Here is an 18756-nt window from a genome sequence, read left to right on the forward strand (position 1 = left end):
TTTAATCTAACTTAAGCCATGAACCTACCTTATAATTCATGCTTTCCGGTTCAAATGGTTTAAAACCATTCCCGGGATAGTTTGTAAGTTCGCCAAAGTAGATTGAATTTTTCAGCAGATACAGATCGACCCGTATAAAAGAGAAATCGGAAGCCAGTTTCTCGGCTACCTCAATGGCTTCCTCAAAATTCGGCGGCTTCTGAACATCGCCCTCATAATTGCGATAGAACAGTTTACCATCTAGCTGATCAAAGTTCTGGTCATAGAGATTTCTCTTGTGATCACCGAATCGGGCAAAATCCACTTGAATTAATTTTACCTGTCCGTGAAAACAGAAAAATTTATAGTCTTCTGGGATCTCATCATCTTCGGTTAGCAATAATTCTTCGGCTAAAATGATTCTTGGCGCTTCTTCATAAGCCCACTCCCTGCTCAGCGCAGCATAGTTCACTTTTTTCCATTCTTCGGTTTGCCGATATACATCTGAGTACATTTCTTCATCCTTATCAAATACAATGTTTATCATGCTGTAGCCGTGATTGGCTTTCAAAACAAACTGTTGCGGTAGAGATTTCCAAGTGTCGGCGGTTAACTCTTTATACGTTCCGATAAGCGGCACCAGATATTCACTGCCCACTTTCCGGGAAACATACGGACGAACAGCTACACGGTTTGCTGCAATTTGTCGTAGTTCAATGCGATCATACAACTTGATATGCTGAATTTTCTCATTAAAACTTTCAGGGTTTTTTATATCCGGCCATTTATCCAGTTCCAGCCAATAGCGTAATTTTATGTACCATTTGTCCGACAAATAATGCCTTAAAAATCGCCGGAAAGATTTTCTCAAGATGAATTTGACGGTTTTCTTTATAACCATTTTCAATCATTTACTGACATGATTGCTTTACAGCAGCATAAACAAATAGGAAGAAACGAGAACCCATTTGATAGCTACCGAACTTTTTTAGCAGCATTATTCTGAACCTGTAGCGAAAAGTTTTGTTCCAGTCCTAATAATTGATCTTTGAATATTTCTGGGTACCACTAATTAACCAGGTGCTTTTATTCAGCTAATGTTAGGAACACAACTATCACATAACTAAAGCTAAAAGAGTTTAGGTAAGGCAACATCCCAATTACAAATTATCATCCCGAACCAGCGGTATTGATCCTTGTTTTTGTTTGTCTGCGTTTCTCTCGTTTCGGCGGCGCTCCTTCGAAGTGAGACAAATCAAAAAAGCAGATAGTTGTTATTGGATGAACAGTATTGTTCAAAATGATAAAAGCCCATCTCTGTTAAGATGAGCTTTTATTCATTTTTTAAATTCTAAGCGTTATTATCGTATTCGTTCATATTCAAAAACTTCACTCATTTCCTGATCACCTTCACTCCAGGTCCAGACCTGGTTTAAATGCTGTTCGTCCACAAAAACCAGATTGAGTTTCTTCATATGTCCGGTAGATTCGCTCTTCAAATTCGTAACATCCACAAATTTAAAGTTTATTTCTCCGCTGCTCATTGATGCTTTCATCCTGGGCTGATTACCCGCAGAACAGTAGTGAGTCAGATCAGCTCATCGCCATTCAGGTGATAAACTGTTATCATACTCGGCTCTCCTTCAGGTATCATTGTCTCGACGACAGCCGAACCATTAGACATAATTTTGTAGGAGGTTTCCACTGTTTTTACCATCGGATCTTACTCCCGTCCACTCACCTTCTAATTTTTTGAGCATTTCATAATTATCAGGAGATTTTTTCTGTGCCCATCCATCGGTTGTCGTCAAGCAACCGAGAAGCACACCAATCATTATTACTATAATTTGTGTTTTCATTGTTTCACCATTTTTATTTACAGGACCGGACAATCAATCAGCCGGCAACCACATGATCGAGATTTTCCAGGATCTGGGTCCATCCCCGCGTATGATTTTTCTTCTCTTCGTTTGGCATAAACTCATGTTTGAGCTTTACCTCCGTTCCGCCATCAATCTCATAAAGAGTGATGGTTACAATTGTGTCGTTTACCAAGTGAGAATTCCATGTAAAGACAATCTTTTTTGAAGGAATGATCTCTTTGTAAACACCCTCGTGCGAATAGGTTTCTTCGGGACTGTGCATATCAACTTTAAAGTTTCCGCCCTCTTGGGGATTATTCTCCACCGATGCCGACCAGCCACTGCCAGCAGATGCATAAAACCACTTCTTCATCATTTCTTGGTTGGTTAATGCCTCAAAAAGCATTTCAGCATCGGCATTGATTACACGCTTTACCGTTAATGTTGATTCATCATTTCCCATAATATTTATTGGTTAGGTTAACAGGTTATTGAGATTTTCGAGCAGATCTTTCCAGCCTTCTTCGTGTCCACCGATTTCATCAGAAGGCTTAAAGTCATGGGTTAAAAGAACTTTTGTTCCATCGTCTAGTTTCTCTAAAAAGATTGTCACCAGCGTATCCTCGACGACATGCGAATTCCAGGTAAAAGAAAGTTTCTTATTGGGAACCAGCGCTTTGATTTCTCCTCTGTGGGTATAAGTTTTCCCATCGGGATCAATCATATCAATTTGATAAGCTCCTCCTACTTCCGGATCGAATTTCACTTCTACCGAAAACCCTCGTTTTATGGGATAAAACCACTGCCGGAGTTTAGACTCTTGCGTTAGAGCTTCAAAAATTTGTTTCGGTGAAGCTTGGATTGTTCGCTCCACTACCAATGTTGTTTCTGATGTTTTTTCCATTACTCTTCCTCACCTTTTTGTTTTTCTAAAAATTGTTCCAGCTCGTCGAATCGAGTCTCCCAGAATTTGCGATATGTCTTTATCAGTTCTGAGACTTCAACCAGCGGCTCATAGTTCATCCGGCACAAATATTTGCGTCCCTCTTTGCGCCGGATCACCAAATCAGCCGATTCCAGCACTTTCAGGTGCTTGGAGACCGCAGCGAGCGACATATCGTAGGGTTCCGCAATCTCATTGACCGAGTGCTCTTCTTCCGCCAGACGCAGTAGAATGTCGCGGCGGGTACTGTCTGCTAATGCATGTAGTGTTGAGTCTAACATATTCATCCAATTATTCAACCTTTCGGTTAAATATAGGAATTAATTTAAAACATTCAACCTATTGGTTAAATATTTTTTACTGGCTGAAAAAATGGTCATATATTCATCCTTATTTGCCCCGAATCTCCGAGAAGGCATAAAACTAAACTTGGTCATCTAATAAATTTTGAGAATAGAATTTGCTGAAAGTGTGTATATTCTCTACCAAAACGTAAGGAGACTGAAATGAAATCAACCGAGGTACAACAGCATTATTCCGATGAGCAATGGAATCACTGGCTGGACCAACTGGCAACAGACGAATATGTGGTAGTAGATCGTTTTCTATCTGATGATCTTTATCAAAAAGTACAGAACTACTTTCAGCATCTGCTGGATCAGCATGAATTTTCTAAAGCTGCTATCGGCTCATCAGAAAAACGCCAGATCGAATCATCTGTTCGCGGTGATTTTATTTACTGGCTGGACCAACAGCGAGATACAACTTTATCCGATCTTTTCAATCTCTTTTATGAAACGGTCCATAATCTTAAAAAACAGCTTTTCCTTAGCATATCAGATTATGAGTTTCATTTTGCCTTATATCCACCAGAAACCCGCTATGAAAAACATATCGATCAGTTCAAGGGAAAGAATAACCGCGTTATATCTATGCTTATATATCTCAATGAAAACTGGAAAAAAGGCGATGGGGGAGAGCTAAAAATTTATCAGTCAAATAATGAAGAAGTGCTTGTCGCTCCACTGGCCCGGCGAATGGTGATGTTTAAAAGTGATACTGTGGAACATGAAGTTATGCTAACTCACACCCACCGAAAAAGCCTGACGGGTTGGCTGTTGCATCAACCGGCTTCCTTGAGTTCGCTCTTCTAAACAGATTTGGGGATTATATTCAAAGATCATATTTGGTTTACTATTAAAAAATAACCGATCCTTAAATCCTGCTAATCCTGAAAATCCGGATTCATGTTTTGTCCAATAACCATAATTAATAACTGATATCAGATTTCCAGTATCCCTTCCAGATCCACCAGCGAAACTTCAGCAACATTTTAGCCTTGGGATACTTTAATCCGAATGTATAACCTACAAACAGACCAAGAGTTACAACAGATTTAAACAACTCCGATGATATCTTGCGAATCTTTCGAAACGGTGATTCATTGTCGAGCATCAGGCGAATGGTTTTGCCCAGTCCCAGGGCTTGCTTTTTTATGAACTCTTTTGTCATCCTCGGTTTATCGACTCTGTGATATACTTTGGCTGCCGGCACGTGATAAATCTGAACGGTATGCTTGCGAATACGTTTATAAAACTCCTTTTCTTCACCGGCTAACAGGCTGCCGCCTTTGCGGCCGAGATCAGTTTTGAGCGTGCCATATTTTTCAAATACCTGTTTGCGAAAGGCCATATTTCCCGCAAATGGAAACTGTGAGGGGCGGTATTTTTTAATAGATGATGAAATTTTATGCTCACCAAGAAGTGGCATTAAAAAATGCGACATCCAGTCAGGACGCGGATCCTCAAATTGCACTTCAATGCGTCCGCCCCCGCCCGCGGCATTCGGATATTTTCCGAAAAACGACATCCAGCTTTGAATAAGGTGTTCATCGGCAATTTCATCATCATCCACAAAAAGAAGGACGGGAGCTCGGGATTCTTTTATGCCTCTATTCCTGGAATGCGATGCCCCCTGATCTTCTTCAATAACATGTCTGACTTGATATTCCGAATGCTCATTGATAAATGAGGTGACGGCCGATTTCGTGTTGTCGTCGGAGTTGTTGTTAACCACAATGATTTCATAATCCTCCGGCTCCGCCGTATTATTCACCAGAGAACGAAGCGTATCAAGCAGATAGCGTTTCCGGTTGTAAGTGGGAATAATTACACTGATTTTAGGGTTGATTTCTGCCATACGACAATATCAGAATGCGAAATATTTTTTGTAATCAAAAAGCCGATCAAATGATATATTTCAGCTATAAACTAAAAGATCATTATTAAATGTCAGCACTGGTTTCTGCCATAATTCCAACGAAAAATCGAGCTGATTTACTGAAACGGGCTCTCAATTCCGTCATCGATCAGACGTACGAGAATATGGAAGTGATTGTCGTAAATGACGGCTCCACAGATCGAACAGCTGATTTGTTGGCACAATATAAGCAAAACGTTGGTGTAACATTATTAGTCATAGAAAATGAGCGTTCTGTAGGCGCCGCGCAAGCACGAAATCAGGCGATAGAGGCTGCTTCAGGTGAGTTTATAGCCGGACTCGATGACGATGACATATGGCATCAAAAACGTATTGAGGAGCTGTTGGCCGCCCATAAAGATGATTATTCCTGCGTTACTTCTGATACGATGATGGCCTATCCCGGAGGAAAACTTCGCTGGAAAAAGAAAAAGATGATCGATCTTGATACCCTGCTGTATACTAATCAAGTAGGCAATCAAGCGCTGGTACTGCGCGACCGATTAATCGAAATAGGCGGTTTTGATGAGGATCTGGTTGCTGCCCAGGATTACGATCTCTGGCTCCGTCTGAGTTCTAAGTATGGCCCCGTCAAAAATGTGCAAAAGCCTTTGCAGACGATCTTTATGGATCACCAAGAAGAAAGGATCACTGACCGTTCATCATTTTGTGGTTACCTGCAGTTTTATAATAAGCACAAACACCGTTTCAACAGGAGCCAGCGGAAATATCAGTTGTATAAAATCCGCCGGGCCCAACAAAAACCAGAGTCGATTACTGAATTTATCAGCTATGTACCAGCATTCCGCTATTGGAAAGAGTTAAAACGAATCCTGAAAGAAAGATTTTGGACGTAGGATATCTATGGAGATCCGTAAAAAGCTATATCATGTAAAAACCAGGGTTTTGGATCTGATTTGTAATGTAAGTGCTGGTGCACGCAGCTTCGAGCCCGAAGAAAATATCATCATTTTCAGCTATCCCCGCAGCGGAAGCACATGGCTGATGGAGCTGATCAGGGAAGTGCCGGGGACGGCAAATCTGTGGGAACCGCTGCATATCCGAAATGTGGAGCCATTTAGCAAGCTGGGATTTGGCTGGCGGCAGCATATTCCCGAGAATGAAGAATGGAAAGAAGCCGAGGAGACTTTTACTAAATTGTTCAAGGGAGAATACCTGAATTTCTGGCTGGCCTCCCGGGAATTCCCGTTTAATTTTATTACTGCAGACCGGATGATTGTCAAATTTGTGCGGGCAAATGCGTTGGCCCCTTGGCTGTTTAGGAGGTTTGAGTTTCAGTTGAAGCCTATTTATTTACTGCGTCATCCTTTTGCGGTTGCCGCATCACAGATGAAAGAAGGTAGCTGGGATTATGAATTTGAGGGATATGAGATTCCAGAGATGCCATTTAATGAAATCATCAAACAGCATAGTGATTTTTTGTCTACCATCACTACCAAGCCCGAAAAAATGATAGCAACATGGGCTATCAATAATCGGGTGATGCTAAACAGCGAGCGCCACAACCGGGATTGGCATACTGTTTATTATGAAGCATTGCTTTTGAATCCGGAGCAGGAATTATGGCATATCTTTAATCAGTGGAATATGGAGATGCCCGATGGAATTTTGGAGCGGGTGCGTGAAGAAAGTTCCACGACCAAAGAGGCTACGTTTAAAGAAGATCTGGAGCTCCAACTCTCAAAATGGCGACGTTTTTTCGATGCCGATGATATTGAGCGTATGCAGCGCGTACTGGATTATTTCGAGATCGAAATCTATTCTACAGATCTGCTGCCCCGATGCATGAATCAGCAAGAACAACGGCTATTTGACTGATTCTTACCTCTTGTGCTGTTTTTTGGCCTTCAAATATACCGCGTAAGTAGTTTCAAGCGCCTACACTTGTGAATTATATCCTGCGGCTGTTTCAAGCGTCCACGCTTGAAACTCGTTTTAGTTTCCGTTGCCAAATGATGACGTTTGGCATAGCCTGGTATGAACGTTGGAAATATTAATTTGCTGCACGTTCCTCATTGCGTCTGATGTACCATAAACCGACGGCACCAAGTCCGGTAATCCACAGGATGATATGTCCAGCCCAGGCGATGCGCATCCCCCAAATATGAGAGGCTGGTTCGAAAGACATCGTGATGGTGTGGTCGCCCGCCGGAATTTCCAGTCCACGCAATACAAAATTTGTTTTATAGATTTCAGTCGGTTCACCATCAATTTCAGCTACCCATCCTTCAGGATAGTAGATTTCGCTGATGACTAAAAAGTCATCTTCCTGAGATGAAGTTTGGAGCGTAAATTCGTTTGCTTTATAGCTTTCTACTGATACCCGAGTGGTTGTGTCCTCAGAGGCCATAACTTGTTCCTCCGTTTCAACAATGGCTGTTTCAGCAGGATTAAAACCGGCATTTGGTTGCATCAAGTCAACTGCCTCCTGTGGACTGCCAACGGTTTTTACCGAATCCACAAAAAATGCTTTGGGCAGCACATCATTGTTTTCGTACACGTACTGATTGCCTTGATTGAAAACTTCGGTATAGCCATCGAAGGGGAGAGGCTGCTGAGCCGTCAGATATTTGACGTTCAGCATATCAAGAATTGGATGATTAATTCCGGAAGGTCCCTGCATTAGCAGGTGATCAACAAGATCCTGGTAGTGCGCCAGCTTGGCCCCAGTATATCCGCCCACAGTTGGATAGAAATAGGACATCGGAACGGCGTTATTAAATGGATTTCGTGTCAAGGGAAATACCCGCCATGGATATCCTTCGCCACTTTCAATATTTTGGATCACATATTCATCCATCGGCTGTTTTTGCTGCCGGATCTGCTGCTCTGCTTCAATATGATCTGGGACCATCCGTTCTTCATCAACATAGCGACTGTCAACACTGAGCATATCATAAGCTGCCAAGAGTAATAACCCGACAAGAAAATATCCCTTGCTTATTTTTCTATTTATCAGTCCTACAATTAATCCGCTGGCTATAAGTGCCAGAATTAGATATCGGATAGAGTCGCTTCTGGCCATCTCTTTGCGATCAGGTTTTAACTGATTGTTGATGTAACTCTGAACTTTTTGCTGCACCTGGGGATTATCAGGCGAAACATTGTTTTGTCGGGCCAGCTGCTGAGAAAACTGCTGAACTTCGCCGGGTTTTTCAAAGGATAAAAGAGCATTGCTCCCAAGGGCAAATACAACACCGAGCCCTATTGCAATTCCCAGCGGAAGAAACAGATCGTTGATCGATTTTTGTCGATCGGTGGCAATTTGGAAAGTAGCTTCTATCCCATATACGGCAAGTACAGAAAAACAAAATACCGTTACGATGAGCCACATTTCCGGCGTCCGGAATTTGTTGAAGAACGGCATGTAATGAAACATGAATTCATTAAGCAGCCGAAAGTTTTCTCCAAGCGCAAATAATGCTGTCAGCGATCCGACGCCGAAAAACAGATACTTTATTTTTTTGCGATAGCGGAATAATCCGACTAGTGCCAGTACAAAAGCGATGGCTCCGAAATAGTGCGGGCCGCTGGTGAACGATTTTGGTCCCCAATAGGCTTCGCTGGAGGATCCGCCATAGAGACCGGGAATGATAAGCGTAAAAAGTTCGCCCACACCTTGCGACCAGCTGAAGGCGTAATCGAGAGAAAGCCCACCGCTTCCACCGCCGGCTGTTTCAAGTGTCGAGCCTCCGCGTGTGCTGTATTCTGAATACTCATAGAGACGCCAAAAAACATCAATACTGCAAATAATGGCCAGGATACCAGCTCCAAAAGCAATGCCTGTGCGATTCAGCCAATCCCAAATTTCATCTTTTTTGTATGAAAGCCAACTGTCGTAGATCCACCAAAAGCCCAGCAAATAAAGAAAGTAATATAATACCTGGGGATGATTGGCTCGCAGCTGAAGTGTCAGCGCCAGGGCAAAAGTAAAAAATGCCAGCAGCTTTTTGTCGGATCGGGATACCATCAGGTAACCGACAAACATCCACGGGATAAGTGCGAAAGCGATAAATTTGTTGTAGTGTCCCGCTTCGATGATAATGGGCAGGTAAGTGGTGAAACCGATAAGGATCGATCCCAGGGCGGACGAAAAAGGGCGGACGCCCAGCATTACAAAAAATAGGTATGTGCCGCCGAGCAGAACCCAGAAATAGAGCAGGGGCTGTACTGAGCCTGAAATCTTTTTTATAAAAAGATCAATATTGGGCGGAGAGCTGGGGTTGTGGACTACGTACGACGGCATCCCGGAAAACATATTGGTAACCCACAGTGGATGCTCATCATGCTCGTCGATATGTTCAATCACCGACTGGGCACTGGCTCGCCATTGAGTGACATCATTTCCCATAAATTGTTGTCCCCCGAAGAAAATAGCCGAGTAAAGAATCAGAGGCAGGATGAAGAGAAAAATAAGTGCTAGGGCATGCTTTTTCTTATCCGAAAGCCTGGAAATGAAATCTTCTTTAAGAGAGGGAGTCTTTTTTGAAGCCAAAGGTTTATTTTTTTATGAATATTTTATCACAAAGCTACACAATGACGAATTACAAGTTACAAGCCACAAATCATCACTCAATAACCCGGGGCACGCGGAAGTAATCTGAATCGGCATCGGGAGCATTTTTGAGCGCATCTTCGTGCGAGAGCGGTTCTTTGGCCTCGTCTTTTCTGAGGCGATATTCCAGATCGATAACGTGCTCTAATGGCTCCACATCAGAGGTGTCAACCTCTTCGAGCGTTGTCATATAATCAAGAATCTGGTTCATATCGTTTGCAAGTGATTCTGTCTCTTCATCTGATAGTTGCAAACGGGCCAAATCCGCTACGTATTCAACATCTTTTTTGGTTACAGACATGAAATTTCGATATTTGATTCATTCAAAAATTGGAACACAATTTAATAAAACAATCTTACAGTTTACAGTAGGCAGTTAACAGTTGGCAGTGAGCAGTAGACAGTATGCCATGAGGCATAAACTTCTTCTGAAATAAATTTTCCCTTAAATGAGTGAGCAGTTCCTAAATTTAATTTTTGACTTAAGTTAAAAGAATCAGCAGCCTCTGATAACTGCCAGTGGATAGTTATTAGTATAATTGGCATCTTGTTTTTAACAAAAAATTTAGAATGATAAAGAAGAAAGTTACAATTGTTAATGATGCGGGACTTCATGCCCGTCCGGCCGCTGCACTGGTAAAAGTGGCAAGTAAATTTGAGTCCGATTTCCATATTCATATGTATGGGTACAAAGTGAACGGAAAGAGTATTCTGGGTGTAATGACTTTGGCTGCGGAGAAAGGTGCTGAACTAGAATTAGAGGTTGAAGGTCCGGACGAGGAAGAAGCAACAGAAGCTATTACAGAATTAATCAACAGTGGTTTTGGAGAAGCATACGAAGGACAAGATGAGCAATAACGACGATATCAAAGAATTTTCATTGTCAGGATCGCCCGGTTGTCCTGGTATCGTCATTGGCAAAACCAGTATATATCAACGAAGCTTGCCCAGTGTTTCTGAGAGACAGGTTGCTGATGATCGTGTTCAACAGCATATCAGCAAATTTCAAGATGCTCGTCAAAAAGCAAAGAAAGAACTCGAAAAACTTCGCGACGGATCAGAAGATGAAAATGCCATTGAGCTGGTCCGTACCCAGATCGAAATGCTTAATGATCCTGAATTAACAAAACAGGTTGAGCATGAAATCTCCGTAAATAATAGGGCTGCTGATACTGCTATTCAAAAAGTTTTTGACAGTTATTTAAAGGTTATTGATCAAAATTTTGGCGATAATGGCCCCGATCGATCGGTCGACATTTCTGATGTGAGAGATCGACTGATTCAAATTTTACATGACCATCAGGATGAGTTTGCCGAGGGAACCATTTTGGTTGCTCACGAGCTGAGCCCTCGTGAAGTTATTGAATTTACCAGCCGCGACATTAAAGGAATAATTATGGATCGCGGCGGGACGACCTCGCATGCCGCCATTATTGCTCGTTCTATGGGAATTCCGGCGGTTGTAGGAGTGCAAAATGCTACGGATGCCATTAAATCTGATGAGCTGGTTATCCTGGACGGCCGCAATGGTGAGGTGATCGTGCATCCGCAGGAAGATTCGCGCCAGAAATACCAGGAGTTGATGGATCAGGAAGTTAAGGCGCAAACTGATTTTGAATCTATAGTTAAGCAGCCAAATCGGACAGCCGACGGAAAGCCGTTTACGTTGCAAGCTAATATCGAATTTACTGAAGAGCTAAGTGCTGTTCAGCAGTTTCGTGCCGAGGGTATCGGCTTATTACGGACTGAATCGATTTATTTAAGTCGCGAGAATTTTAGCGATCAGGAGCAGCAAGAAAAATTTTACCAGCTGATTCTGAAATCCACAGAACCTCACCCTGTAACCATTCGGCTGTTTGATGCGGGTGGTGATAAATTTTTCGATGATGCGGAAAGAGAGCAGAATCCTTTCTTGGGCTGGCGGGGTATTCGCATGCTGTTGGATGAGGATCAGATGCTTAAAAATCAGATGACAGCGATACTAAAGGTGGCTGCAAAATTTAAAGGTAGAGTGCGTATCCTGTTGCCGATGATTTCTACCGTCGATGAGCTTTTGCGGGTGAAAGAGCTTATGTTCAATATTCAGGGCGATCTGATGAAGCAAGGTATTACTGTGGATGAAGAAGTACAGCTGGGTATTATGGTAGAGGTGCCTTCTGTGGCAATTAAAGCTGATAATTTTGCTCGCCACGCCGATTTTATGAGCATCGGTACGAATGATCTGACTCAATATATATTGGCCGTGGATCGCGGAAATGTGCGAATATCTTCGCTTTACGACCAGCGGCATCCGGCTATATGGGAATTGATAAAAAAAGTAGCTGATGCCGCTCAAAGAGAGGGAATACCGCTGAGCGTGTGTGGAGAACTAGCCTCCGATCCCATTGCAGCATGCTGTTTATTGGGAATGGGAATCAATAGTTTAAGTATGAATCCGGTGGTATTACCTTCGGTTAAGCAGATGCTGCGCAATCATTCATTATCAGAGATGCAAGAGTTGAGCGAAAAAGTATTAGCGAGCGACACTATGGACGATATCAAACAAATTTTTTCGAATTGGAAAACAAAAAATAATTACTAAAATGGATCTAGAGCACATTCAAAAAATTGATAGTCAAAACATGCGGGAGTTACTGGTAAATTTTCCCGAGCAGTGGAGAGAAGCAATGGATATCACTGGCGATCTGGATTTGACGATTGACCAGAATCGCATCAACAAAATATGCTTTGCAGGAATGGGCGGCTCTGCCATCGGTGCCGATCTGATTCGTGCGTACAGCTATAAAACCTGTCCGTTTCCCGTCCAGGTAGTGAGGCACTACGAAATTCCGAATTGGGTTGATGAGCAAACCCTGTTCATAGCCTGCAGTTTTTCTGGTAACACCGAAGAAACGCTTACTGCTCTAACTGCAGCCCGTAATAGTGGGGCACAGACCATAGGCGTAACTTCAGGGGGGGAGCTGATGCTGAAGGCTGCAAAAGAAGGTTTTGACTATATTAAAATTCCCAGTGGAATGCCGCCACGTGCAGCCCTCGGGTATAGTTTTGTGCCTTTATATCGCATTTTTCAGCACCTTGGTTTTTTGGATGAAGGAGATACTGCCCTCAAAGAAACAGCTGACTTTTTATCTGAACAGAATGAGCTGTTATCTGATCCGGAAGATAATGAGGCCCTGGCACTGGCCGAAGAGCTGAACGATACGCTCCCGATTTTCTATTCGGATGCCACCATGATGGAGCCGGTTAACTTGCGGTGGCGCGGACAATTTGCTGAAAATGCTAAAACGCTTTCTTATGGTAATACACTACCTGAAATGAACCATAACGAAATTGTAGGGTGGGAGCGAATTGTACACCTGACTGGGCGACTTTCTGTAGTTATGCTAAAGGATAAAAAGGATAATCCGCGGGTGCAGCGAAGAATGGAGATTGTTGAAGAGCTGGTCGAAGATCAAACAGCATCTTTACATGTATTGAAAACCCGTGGAGAAACCAGGCTTGCGCGAATGTTTTCACTTATTCAGATAGCCGACTGGACCAGTTTTTATCTGGCTGTATTGAATGATGTAGATCCGACACCCATTGCCAAGATAGATCTTTTGAAAAGTAAGTTAGCCGAAGCGTAATGTTTAATTGATTTTGAAATTATAGTGCCTTGAGCTCAAAATTTGATGTTTCCCTTTTTCAAAATAGGCTTTCCAGTCAATGGCTGGGGCAAAGTTGTTGCTATTTCGAAGAACTGGAATCCACGAATACGTATTTAAAGAAGCTGCCGGCCAAGGAGGTGGAACAGGGAGTTATCTGTATCACTGACAACCAGATTCGCGGACGTGGTCAATACGAGCGGAATTGGCAGTCGGATCCCGGAAAGAATCTCACATTTTCACTGGTCTTTTTACCACCTTCCCCCGAACGATTTCATGTTTTGACTCTTGCTTGTGCACTGGCTATTGTAGAGCATCTTAACGCATTAGAGAATGCCACTGCAAGCATAAAATGGCCCAACGATGTATTGCTAAATAATAAAAAAGCAGCGGGTCTCTTAACTGAGACCATGTTTAACGGCAACGAGTTTGACCGGCTGGTGATTGGCATTGGATTGAACGTAAATCAGGTAACATTTTCTGAAGATCTTAAAAGCAAGGCCACATCCGTAAAAAAAGAGACCGGACAAACTTTTGAACGGGAGCAATTTTTGAGTGATTTATTAAGTCGTATAGAATACAAATACAGTCTGTGGCAACGTCAACAGCCGGATCTCCATATAGCTATTAATCGCAATATCCGGGGCTATGGTCAGTGGGTCGGGTTAAAAGTCAATGGTGAAATGAAGCCCAATACCTATAAGCTATTGGGAATCGATGAGCGGGGGCAACTGTTGATGTTAGATCACGATGGTGGAATTCAAAAATTTACCTATGAACAAATCCGACTGGTCACTGATTGAAAAAACAGTATGGGAAAATATTCGACACCATTTTTCCCATCTCTCTTCGCTGGATTTCATTATTGCCGTAAGTGGCGGTATGGACTCGATGAGTCTGCTGTACGCTTTCAAAGAGCTGGGAATATCGGCTATAGTTTCGCATATCAACTATCAAAAAAGGGGAGAGGCCTCCGACAAGGATGCTCGCCTCGTTGAGCAAGCAGCCGATAAGTGGGGGTTCGAATGCCATACGCAACTGGCGGATCCCGAAGAAGCCGAAGACAGAAACTTTCAGCAGTGGGCCCGTGATGTTCGCTATGAGGAGTTTAGACGGCTAAAGACAAAATTCGGTGCAGACGGGTTGGCACTGGCTCATCATGAAGACGATCAGGTTGAGACGATTCTGCAGAAAATGTTTCGCGGTGCCGGCATGCCGAGCTGGACGGCCATGGAAGTTTGGGACGGCGAAATCTTTCGTCCGCTGCTGGATATTTCTCGTCCGCAGATCGAGGCTTATGTCAAGGAACATAATATTCCTTACCGCACCGATAAATCTAATCTTGAGACAGATTTTGCCCGTAATTTTTTACGGAATGAATGGCTACCGAAGCTGCAGGAATTTTTCCCGGGATGGAAAAAAAATGTGCTTCGGATTAGTCAACAGTCTGAAAATTACAAACAGTCCCTTCAGTGGATTTCCGAACAGATTTCCGATGATCACGGTCTCGAGCGAAAGCCATTTCATTCGCTGAAACCTGGCCTACAGAAATCGCTCTTATTATTTCTTATTAAGCAACAAGATCCGGCAATACAGATTTCAACGGGCAGCCTGGAGCGTATTGATGAGCTTTCGGATCTGCAAACAGGAAAGTCTATTGAGTTGATTCCCGGGATATCAATAATAAGAGACCGTGACTATTATGTTTTTGAGTTCGATTCAGATCAAACTTTTGAGCCTATAAAGATCAAGCTCGAAGAGCTAAAAAAAACCGTTCAAATAGGTGAATTGAATTTTAAAGTTAAAGCATTCAACAATCCGGATTTTGGTGATGCTCTTTATCTCGATATTTCTAAAATGAACTGGCCTCTCCGTGTGCGGCGTTGGCAAGCCGGTGATAAATTTCAGCCTTTGGGGATGGAGGGACATCAGCGGGTATCTGACCATTTGACTGATAAAAAGATAAGTGCTGCTTATAAAGAAGAAGCATTGGTAATAGAATCTTTTGAAGAAACAATCTATGCTCTTATCTTTCCGCCAATTAAAAATCAGATACCACCTGGCACTATTTCTGAACAAGTGAAATGTGACGAAAATACTGATCAGTGTCTGGAAATAAAGTACAGAAGTTAAATTTACATGTCTTGTTATACTCCACAAACTGTTGAATGTAATGGAGAAAGGTTTAAAGTTTATCTGGAACGCGAGGAGCTGCAGGAACGAGTGGCTGAACTGGGAGAAGAACTTGCAGAACAGTATGAAGGTAAAAATCCCATTTTCGTAGGTGTACTCAACGGCGCGTATATTTTTCTGTCGGATCTGATGCGCCAGGTGGATATTCCGTGTGAAGTCGATTTCTTGAAGCTCAGCAGTTATGGCGATGAAAAAGTATCATCAGGCGAAGTGACCGATCTAAAAGACATTGACGCTGATATTAAAGATCGTCATGTAATTTTGGTTGAGGATATTGTAGATACCGGGCTCTCAATGAAGTACCTGGTTAATAAGCTCGAAAAGAAAAAACCGGCATCCATCGCCACAGTAACATTGCTGCATAAGACAGAAGCGACACATCACGATGTTCAGCTTGACTACGTTGGATTTCAAATTCCTACACTCTTTGTCTTGGGTTACGGGCTTGATTACGCGCAGGAGGGACGTAATTTGGCGCAGATCTATATCCTGGATGGAGATAATGAAGAAAAAAACTGATTTTTCGTTGATAAGATTTTCAAAGCAGGTTATATTTGCGACTTCCCTTGGAGAGGTGGCTGAGTGGTCGAAAGCGCTCCCCTGCTAAGGGAGTATACCCCTTAACGGGGTATCGAGGGTTCGAATCCCTCCCTCTCCGCTCAACTACGCTAAAGCTTCGTCGAGCAAGCTCATGTAGTTTGTTTGGCGAAGCTCTTTAATTTCTATTAAATCTGTAAGTACATCCATTCAACCATCTCATCTTACTTCAGTTGCTCAACTAGCTGTGAGGGAGCTCTGCTCCCGAAGCTGAAGCGAACAGCATTACGCCAAGGCTCGTTGTCATGCCTCACTTGGTATTTTGGATGAGATGAGGTAGTGACGAAGTTGAATGTTCTAATCAAACATCTACAAATTTTCATGTCATTCCGAAGAATTCAGCGGTTTTTCTGAATGATGAGGAATCTCAATAATATTGGAGATAGCGCAATCGTACTATCGCAAAGTCTTTGCTAGCATTTGAGAACTTGTCTGACTAGCGGTGGTCTCCCAAATCTTCGGGCTGAAAACAAGGTAGATCTGTCAGGTGGTGTTCTCATTTTGATATTTTACCATTTAAACCTGGATTCTCAGGATTGGGAAAATCTTCAGGATATTACTTATATGTAGGTTCAGCATCCTACCAGATTTTAATTCAATCCAGTAGCTTATATGAAGATATTTTGTTGGATTTTTTGCCTTATAGTGCATTCCTTATTTTAAAATTAAAAAAATTGTGGTTTCATCTATTCCTGCATTTTGGATTCCATTCATAATATTTTTTGCACGTATATGCGATGTAAGCTTAGGAACATTGCGAATTGTTTACGTTTCAAAAGGGATGCGACTTTTTGCCGCTATGCTAGGTTTTTTAGAGGTATTGATATGGGTTTTTGTCATTGCACAGCTTATAAATCATCTGAATAACTGGGTTAATTATTTAGCTTATGCCGGAGGTTTTGCAACAGGAACCTATCTTGGGCTTTTGATTGAAAATAAATTGAAGGTAGGAACGGTTTTGGTGCGAATCATTACAGGCGGAAAGGGAAGTGAGCTGACTAAAATCTTAAAAAACACTGGATTCATGTTTACCCGGGTAGGAGGTGAAGGGAGTGAAGGATCCGTTGAAATAATATTTACGATTACAAAGCGCAAACATTGGGATACAATAAAAGAAGTTATCGAATCTGTTGATTTAGATGCTTTTTATACTGTTGAGGAAATTAAATTTGTGAGTGCTAAAGATGATGATTTATCCCAACCTGCTCTTCCTCTCTCAGACAAGTGGTTGAGAGTCCGTAAAGGAATATGATTTTTCATACCTATAGGATTACTGTTAATAACGTGAGGAAAAGATCTGCTTCCTTAAGTATCTAATAAGGCGAGTATATCAAGCACTATCTCTGCGTATCTCCGCGAGATTCTCTACGCACTCTGCGGTTTTGCTTAATAAAAACTTATATGGATCAAGGGTCAGCTTAGACCATTTGTTTTTTTACGCACCCTGTCCGACATTTTGCATCAGTCCGCCGTCAATGACATATGTCGACCCATTGACATAATCAGCATCTTCAGAAGCCAGAAACAAAGCCACTTTCGCAACTTCTTCGGGTTTACCGGCGCGTTTCATCGGAATGCTCTCGGTCTGTTGTTCCCGGGTTTCTTCATCTTCAATAGCATCTTTATTGAATGGGGTCAGAATCATTCCCGGGGCTAAGTTATTTATGCTGATATTGTCTTCAGCCAATTCCAGCGTGAGGCATCGGGTCAGATTTCTGACGGCTCCTTTTGCAGCACAATAATCCGCAGAACCTTCGCCGGGTAGTTCTTCATGAACGGATGTAACGTTAATTATTTTACCTCCGCCGCCTTCTTTCTTACGATGTTTGATAAAACGTCGGGCACAAAAAAAGTAGCCGTATAAGTCAGTTTTTATCGTATTATCCCACTGTTCTGTTGACATATCGGCAACATGTATTCCGGCTGCGTTAACTCCGGCATTATTTACCAGAATATCGAGAGTGGCAAATTTTGTCAACGCTTGGTCAAACATCTCTTCTACTTCTCTTTCTGATCGCGTGTCCGTCTGAATAATTACTCCTTCTCTTCCGGCGTCCTTTATTTTTTGCAGCGTTTCTTCTGCTCCTTCACGATCGCTGTGATATGTCACAACGATATCGGCGCCTTCTTGTGCAAAGGTAATGGCTGTTGCCTGACCAATGCCCGAGTCGGAACCTGTAACGAGTGCTGTTTTTCCCTCTAGTTTTCCCATTATCCTCTTGATTAATTCATTTCCATTTTATGTCAGAATGATTTTTCTTTTAAAATAAAACTGACTTATTTGTTCCGTCTATTACTGAAAATATTCCACTATTCTTCTTACTAATATGGCCTATATTTACGTTTATAATTAATACGTTTCACTCAATTAGTTCCTTATCTTAAGGATCCTATGAAGTCTCTGCTAAAAATCATATTTCTGCTCTTTGCCGTTCAACTTCCCATACATGCAATAGGGGAAGCGGAGGTAGCGGAGATCCAATCTGAAGTACCTGAGAGCCGTTCCGTAGAAAAGCCCCATTCTCCTTTTGGATATCCTGCAGGGTATCCAAACTTATATGCTATTCATCATCAGGCAGAGACTCCCACAGAAATAACAAATAGAATTCCTCAGCCTCAATCTACTACAGAACGGAAATATGAACTGTTTAGTAGTTCTGCTCCTGAATCTGCAATAGAGCGATGGTTAAAATATTATATCAA

20 protein-coding genes and 1 tRNA gene are annotated in these 18756 nt (G+C 42.3%); 11 read left to right on the top strand and 10 right to left on the bottom strand.

What is annotated here, in order from left to right; genetic code table 11:
* Nucleotide 1: 1 nt before the first annotated feature.
* The 6 genes from ACT3ID_RS16765 to ACT3ID_RS16790 form a co-directional block, all read right to left on the bottom strand.
* Nucleotides 2–880 (bottom strand): ATP-grasp fold amidoligase family protein, encoded by an 879-nt coding sequence (locus ACT3ID_RS16765; protein ID WP_491543213.1) that lies wholly within the window; start codon nt 878–880, stop codon nt 2–4.
* A gap of 460 nt (nt 881–1340) precedes the next feature.
* On the bottom strand, nt 1341–1535 hold the full coding sequence (locus tag ACT3ID_RS16770) for a hypothetical protein (RefSeq protein ID WP_491543214.1): 195 nt from the start codon (nt 1533–1535) through the stop codon (nt 1341–1343).
* Between the two features lie 120 nt (nt 1536–1655).
* The gene (locus ACT3ID_RS16775) at nt 1656–1838 is read right to left on the bottom strand and encodes a hypothetical protein (RefSeq protein WP_491543215.1); all 183 of its coding nucleotides are present in this window, start codon (nt 1836–1838) and stop codon (nt 1656–1658) included.
* Nucleotides 1839–1875: 37 nt separating this feature from the next.
* The gene (locus ACT3ID_RS16780; RefSeq protein WP_491543216.1) at nt 1876–2304 is read right to left on the bottom strand and encodes an SRPBCC family protein; all 429 of its coding nucleotides are present in this window, start codon (nt 2302–2304) and stop codon (nt 1876–1878) included.
* 12 nt (nt 2305–2316) lie between these two features.
* Entirely contained in the window at nt 2317–2745 is a 429-nt protein-coding gene (locus ACT3ID_RS16785; protein WP_491543217.1) for an SRPBCC family protein, read from the bottom strand.
* The gene (locus tag ACT3ID_RS16790; RefSeq protein WP_491543218.1) at nt 2745–3065 is read right to left on the bottom strand and encodes an ArsR/SmtB family transcription factor; all 321 of its coding nucleotides are present in this window, start codon (nt 3063–3065) and stop codon (nt 2745–2747) included. Before ACT3ID_RS16790 ends, ACT3ID_RS16785 begins: the two co-directional genes overlap by 1 nt.
* A 225-nt stretch (nt 3066–3290) precedes the next feature.
* Between ACT3ID_RS16790 and ACT3ID_RS16795 the strand changes: the two genes are divergently transcribed.
* Nucleotides 3291–3938 (top strand): 2OG-Fe(II) oxygenase, encoded by a 648-nt coding sequence (locus tag ACT3ID_RS16795; protein ID WP_491543219.1) that lies wholly within the window; start codon nt 3291–3293, stop codon nt 3936–3938.
* A gap of 115 nt (nt 3939–4053) precedes the next feature.
* Here ACT3ID_RS16795 and ACT3ID_RS16800 read toward each other — a convergent pair whose 3' ends face one another.
* The gene (locus tag ACT3ID_RS16800) at nt 4054–4983 is read right to left on the bottom strand and encodes a glycosyltransferase (protein ID WP_491543220.1); all 930 of its coding nucleotides are present in this window, start codon (nt 4981–4983) and stop codon (nt 4054–4056) included.
* An 89-nt stretch (nt 4984–5072) separates the two neighbouring features.
* Between ACT3ID_RS16800 and ACT3ID_RS16805 the strand changes: the two genes are divergently transcribed.
* Complete coding sequence (locus tag ACT3ID_RS16805) at nt 5073–5900, top strand: glycosyltransferase (RefSeq protein WP_491543221.1); 828 nt, start codon at nt 5073–5075, stop codon at nt 5898–5900.
* Nucleotides 5901–5907: 7 nt separating this feature from the next.
* A complete protein-coding gene (locus ACT3ID_RS16810; protein ID WP_491543222.1) occupies nt 5908–6882 on the top strand; it encodes a sulfotransferase domain-containing protein in 975 nt (324 codons plus the stop codon).
* Between the two features lie 175 nt (nt 6883–7057).
* On the opposite strand, the gene ACT3ID_RS16815 is transcribed toward ACT3ID_RS16810, so the two are convergent.
* Nucleotides 7058–9559 carry a YfhO family protein gene (locus ACT3ID_RS16815; protein WP_491543223.1) on the bottom strand — a complete coding sequence of 834 codons (2502 nt, stop codon included), beginning with the start codon at nt 9557–9559 and terminating at the stop codon, nt 7058–7060.
* Nucleotides 9560–9632: 73 nt separating this feature from the next.
* The gene (gene gatC / locus ACT3ID_RS16820; RefSeq protein WP_491543224.1) at nt 9633–9920 is read right to left on the bottom strand and encodes an Asp-tRNA(Asn)/Glu-tRNA(Gln) amidotransferase subunit GatC; all 288 of its coding nucleotides are present in this window, start codon (nt 9918–9920) and stop codon (nt 9633–9635) included.
* A gap of 269 nt (nt 9921–10189) precedes the next feature.
* On the opposite strand from gatC, the gene ACT3ID_RS16825 reads away from it, so the two are divergent.
* From ACT3ID_RS16825 to ACT3ID_RS16860, 8 genes are all read left to right on the top strand, one after another.
* Entirely contained in the window at nt 10190–10477 is a 288-nt protein-coding gene (locus ACT3ID_RS16825; RefSeq protein ID WP_491543225.1) for an HPr family phosphocarrier protein, read from the top strand.
* Nucleotides 10467–12200, top strand: coding sequence for a phosphoenolpyruvate--protein phosphotransferase (gene ptsP / locus ACT3ID_RS16830; RefSeq protein ID WP_491543226.1), 1734 nt, complete (start codon nt 10467–10469; stop codon nt 12198–12200). Before ACT3ID_RS16825 ends, ptsP begins: the two co-directional genes overlap by 11 nt.
* Nucleotide 12201: 1 nt before the next feature.
* Complete coding sequence (locus tag ACT3ID_RS16835; protein WP_491543227.1) at nt 12202–13245, top strand: bifunctional phosphoglucose/phosphomannose isomerase; 1044 nt, start codon at nt 12202–12204, stop codon at nt 13243–13245.
* Nucleotides 13246–13274: 29 nt separating this feature from the next.
* Nucleotides 13275–14066, top strand: coding sequence for a biotin--[acetyl-CoA-carboxylase] ligase (locus ACT3ID_RS16840; protein ID WP_491543228.1), 792 nt, complete (start codon nt 13275–13277; stop codon nt 14064–14066).
* Complete coding sequence (gene tilS, locus ACT3ID_RS16845; RefSeq protein WP_491543229.1) at nt 14038–15396, top strand: tRNA lysidine(34) synthetase TilS; 1359 nt, start codon at nt 14038–14040, stop codon at nt 15394–15396. The genes ACT3ID_RS16840 and tilS overlap by 29 nt, the downstream gene beginning before the upstream one ends.
* A 6-nt stretch (nt 15397–15402) precedes the next feature.
* Nucleotides 15403–15975: a hypoxanthine phosphoribosyltransferase gene (hpt, locus tag ACT3ID_RS16850; protein WP_491543230.1), complete on the top strand. Its 573-nt coding sequence runs from the start codon at nt 15403–15405 to the stop codon at nt 15973–15975.
* Between the two features lie 49 nt (nt 15976–16024).
* Nucleotides 16025–16114 (top strand) — tRNA-Ser (locus ACT3ID_RS16855).
* Between the two features lie 615 nt (nt 16115–16729).
* A complete protein-coding gene (locus ACT3ID_RS16860; RefSeq protein WP_491543231.1) occupies nt 16730–17305 on the top strand; it encodes a DUF2179 domain-containing protein in 576 nt (191 codons plus the stop codon).
* Between the two features lie 183 nt (nt 17306–17488).
* Here ACT3ID_RS16860 and ACT3ID_RS16865 read toward each other — a convergent pair whose 3' ends face one another.
* Complete coding sequence (locus ACT3ID_RS16865) at nt 17489–18268, bottom strand: SDR family oxidoreductase (protein WP_491543242.1); 780 nt, start codon at nt 18266–18268, stop codon at nt 17489–17491.
* Nucleotides 18269–18756 lie beyond the last annotated feature (488 nt).

It is taken from the genome of Fodinibius sp. GM108 (assembly GCF_058386985.1).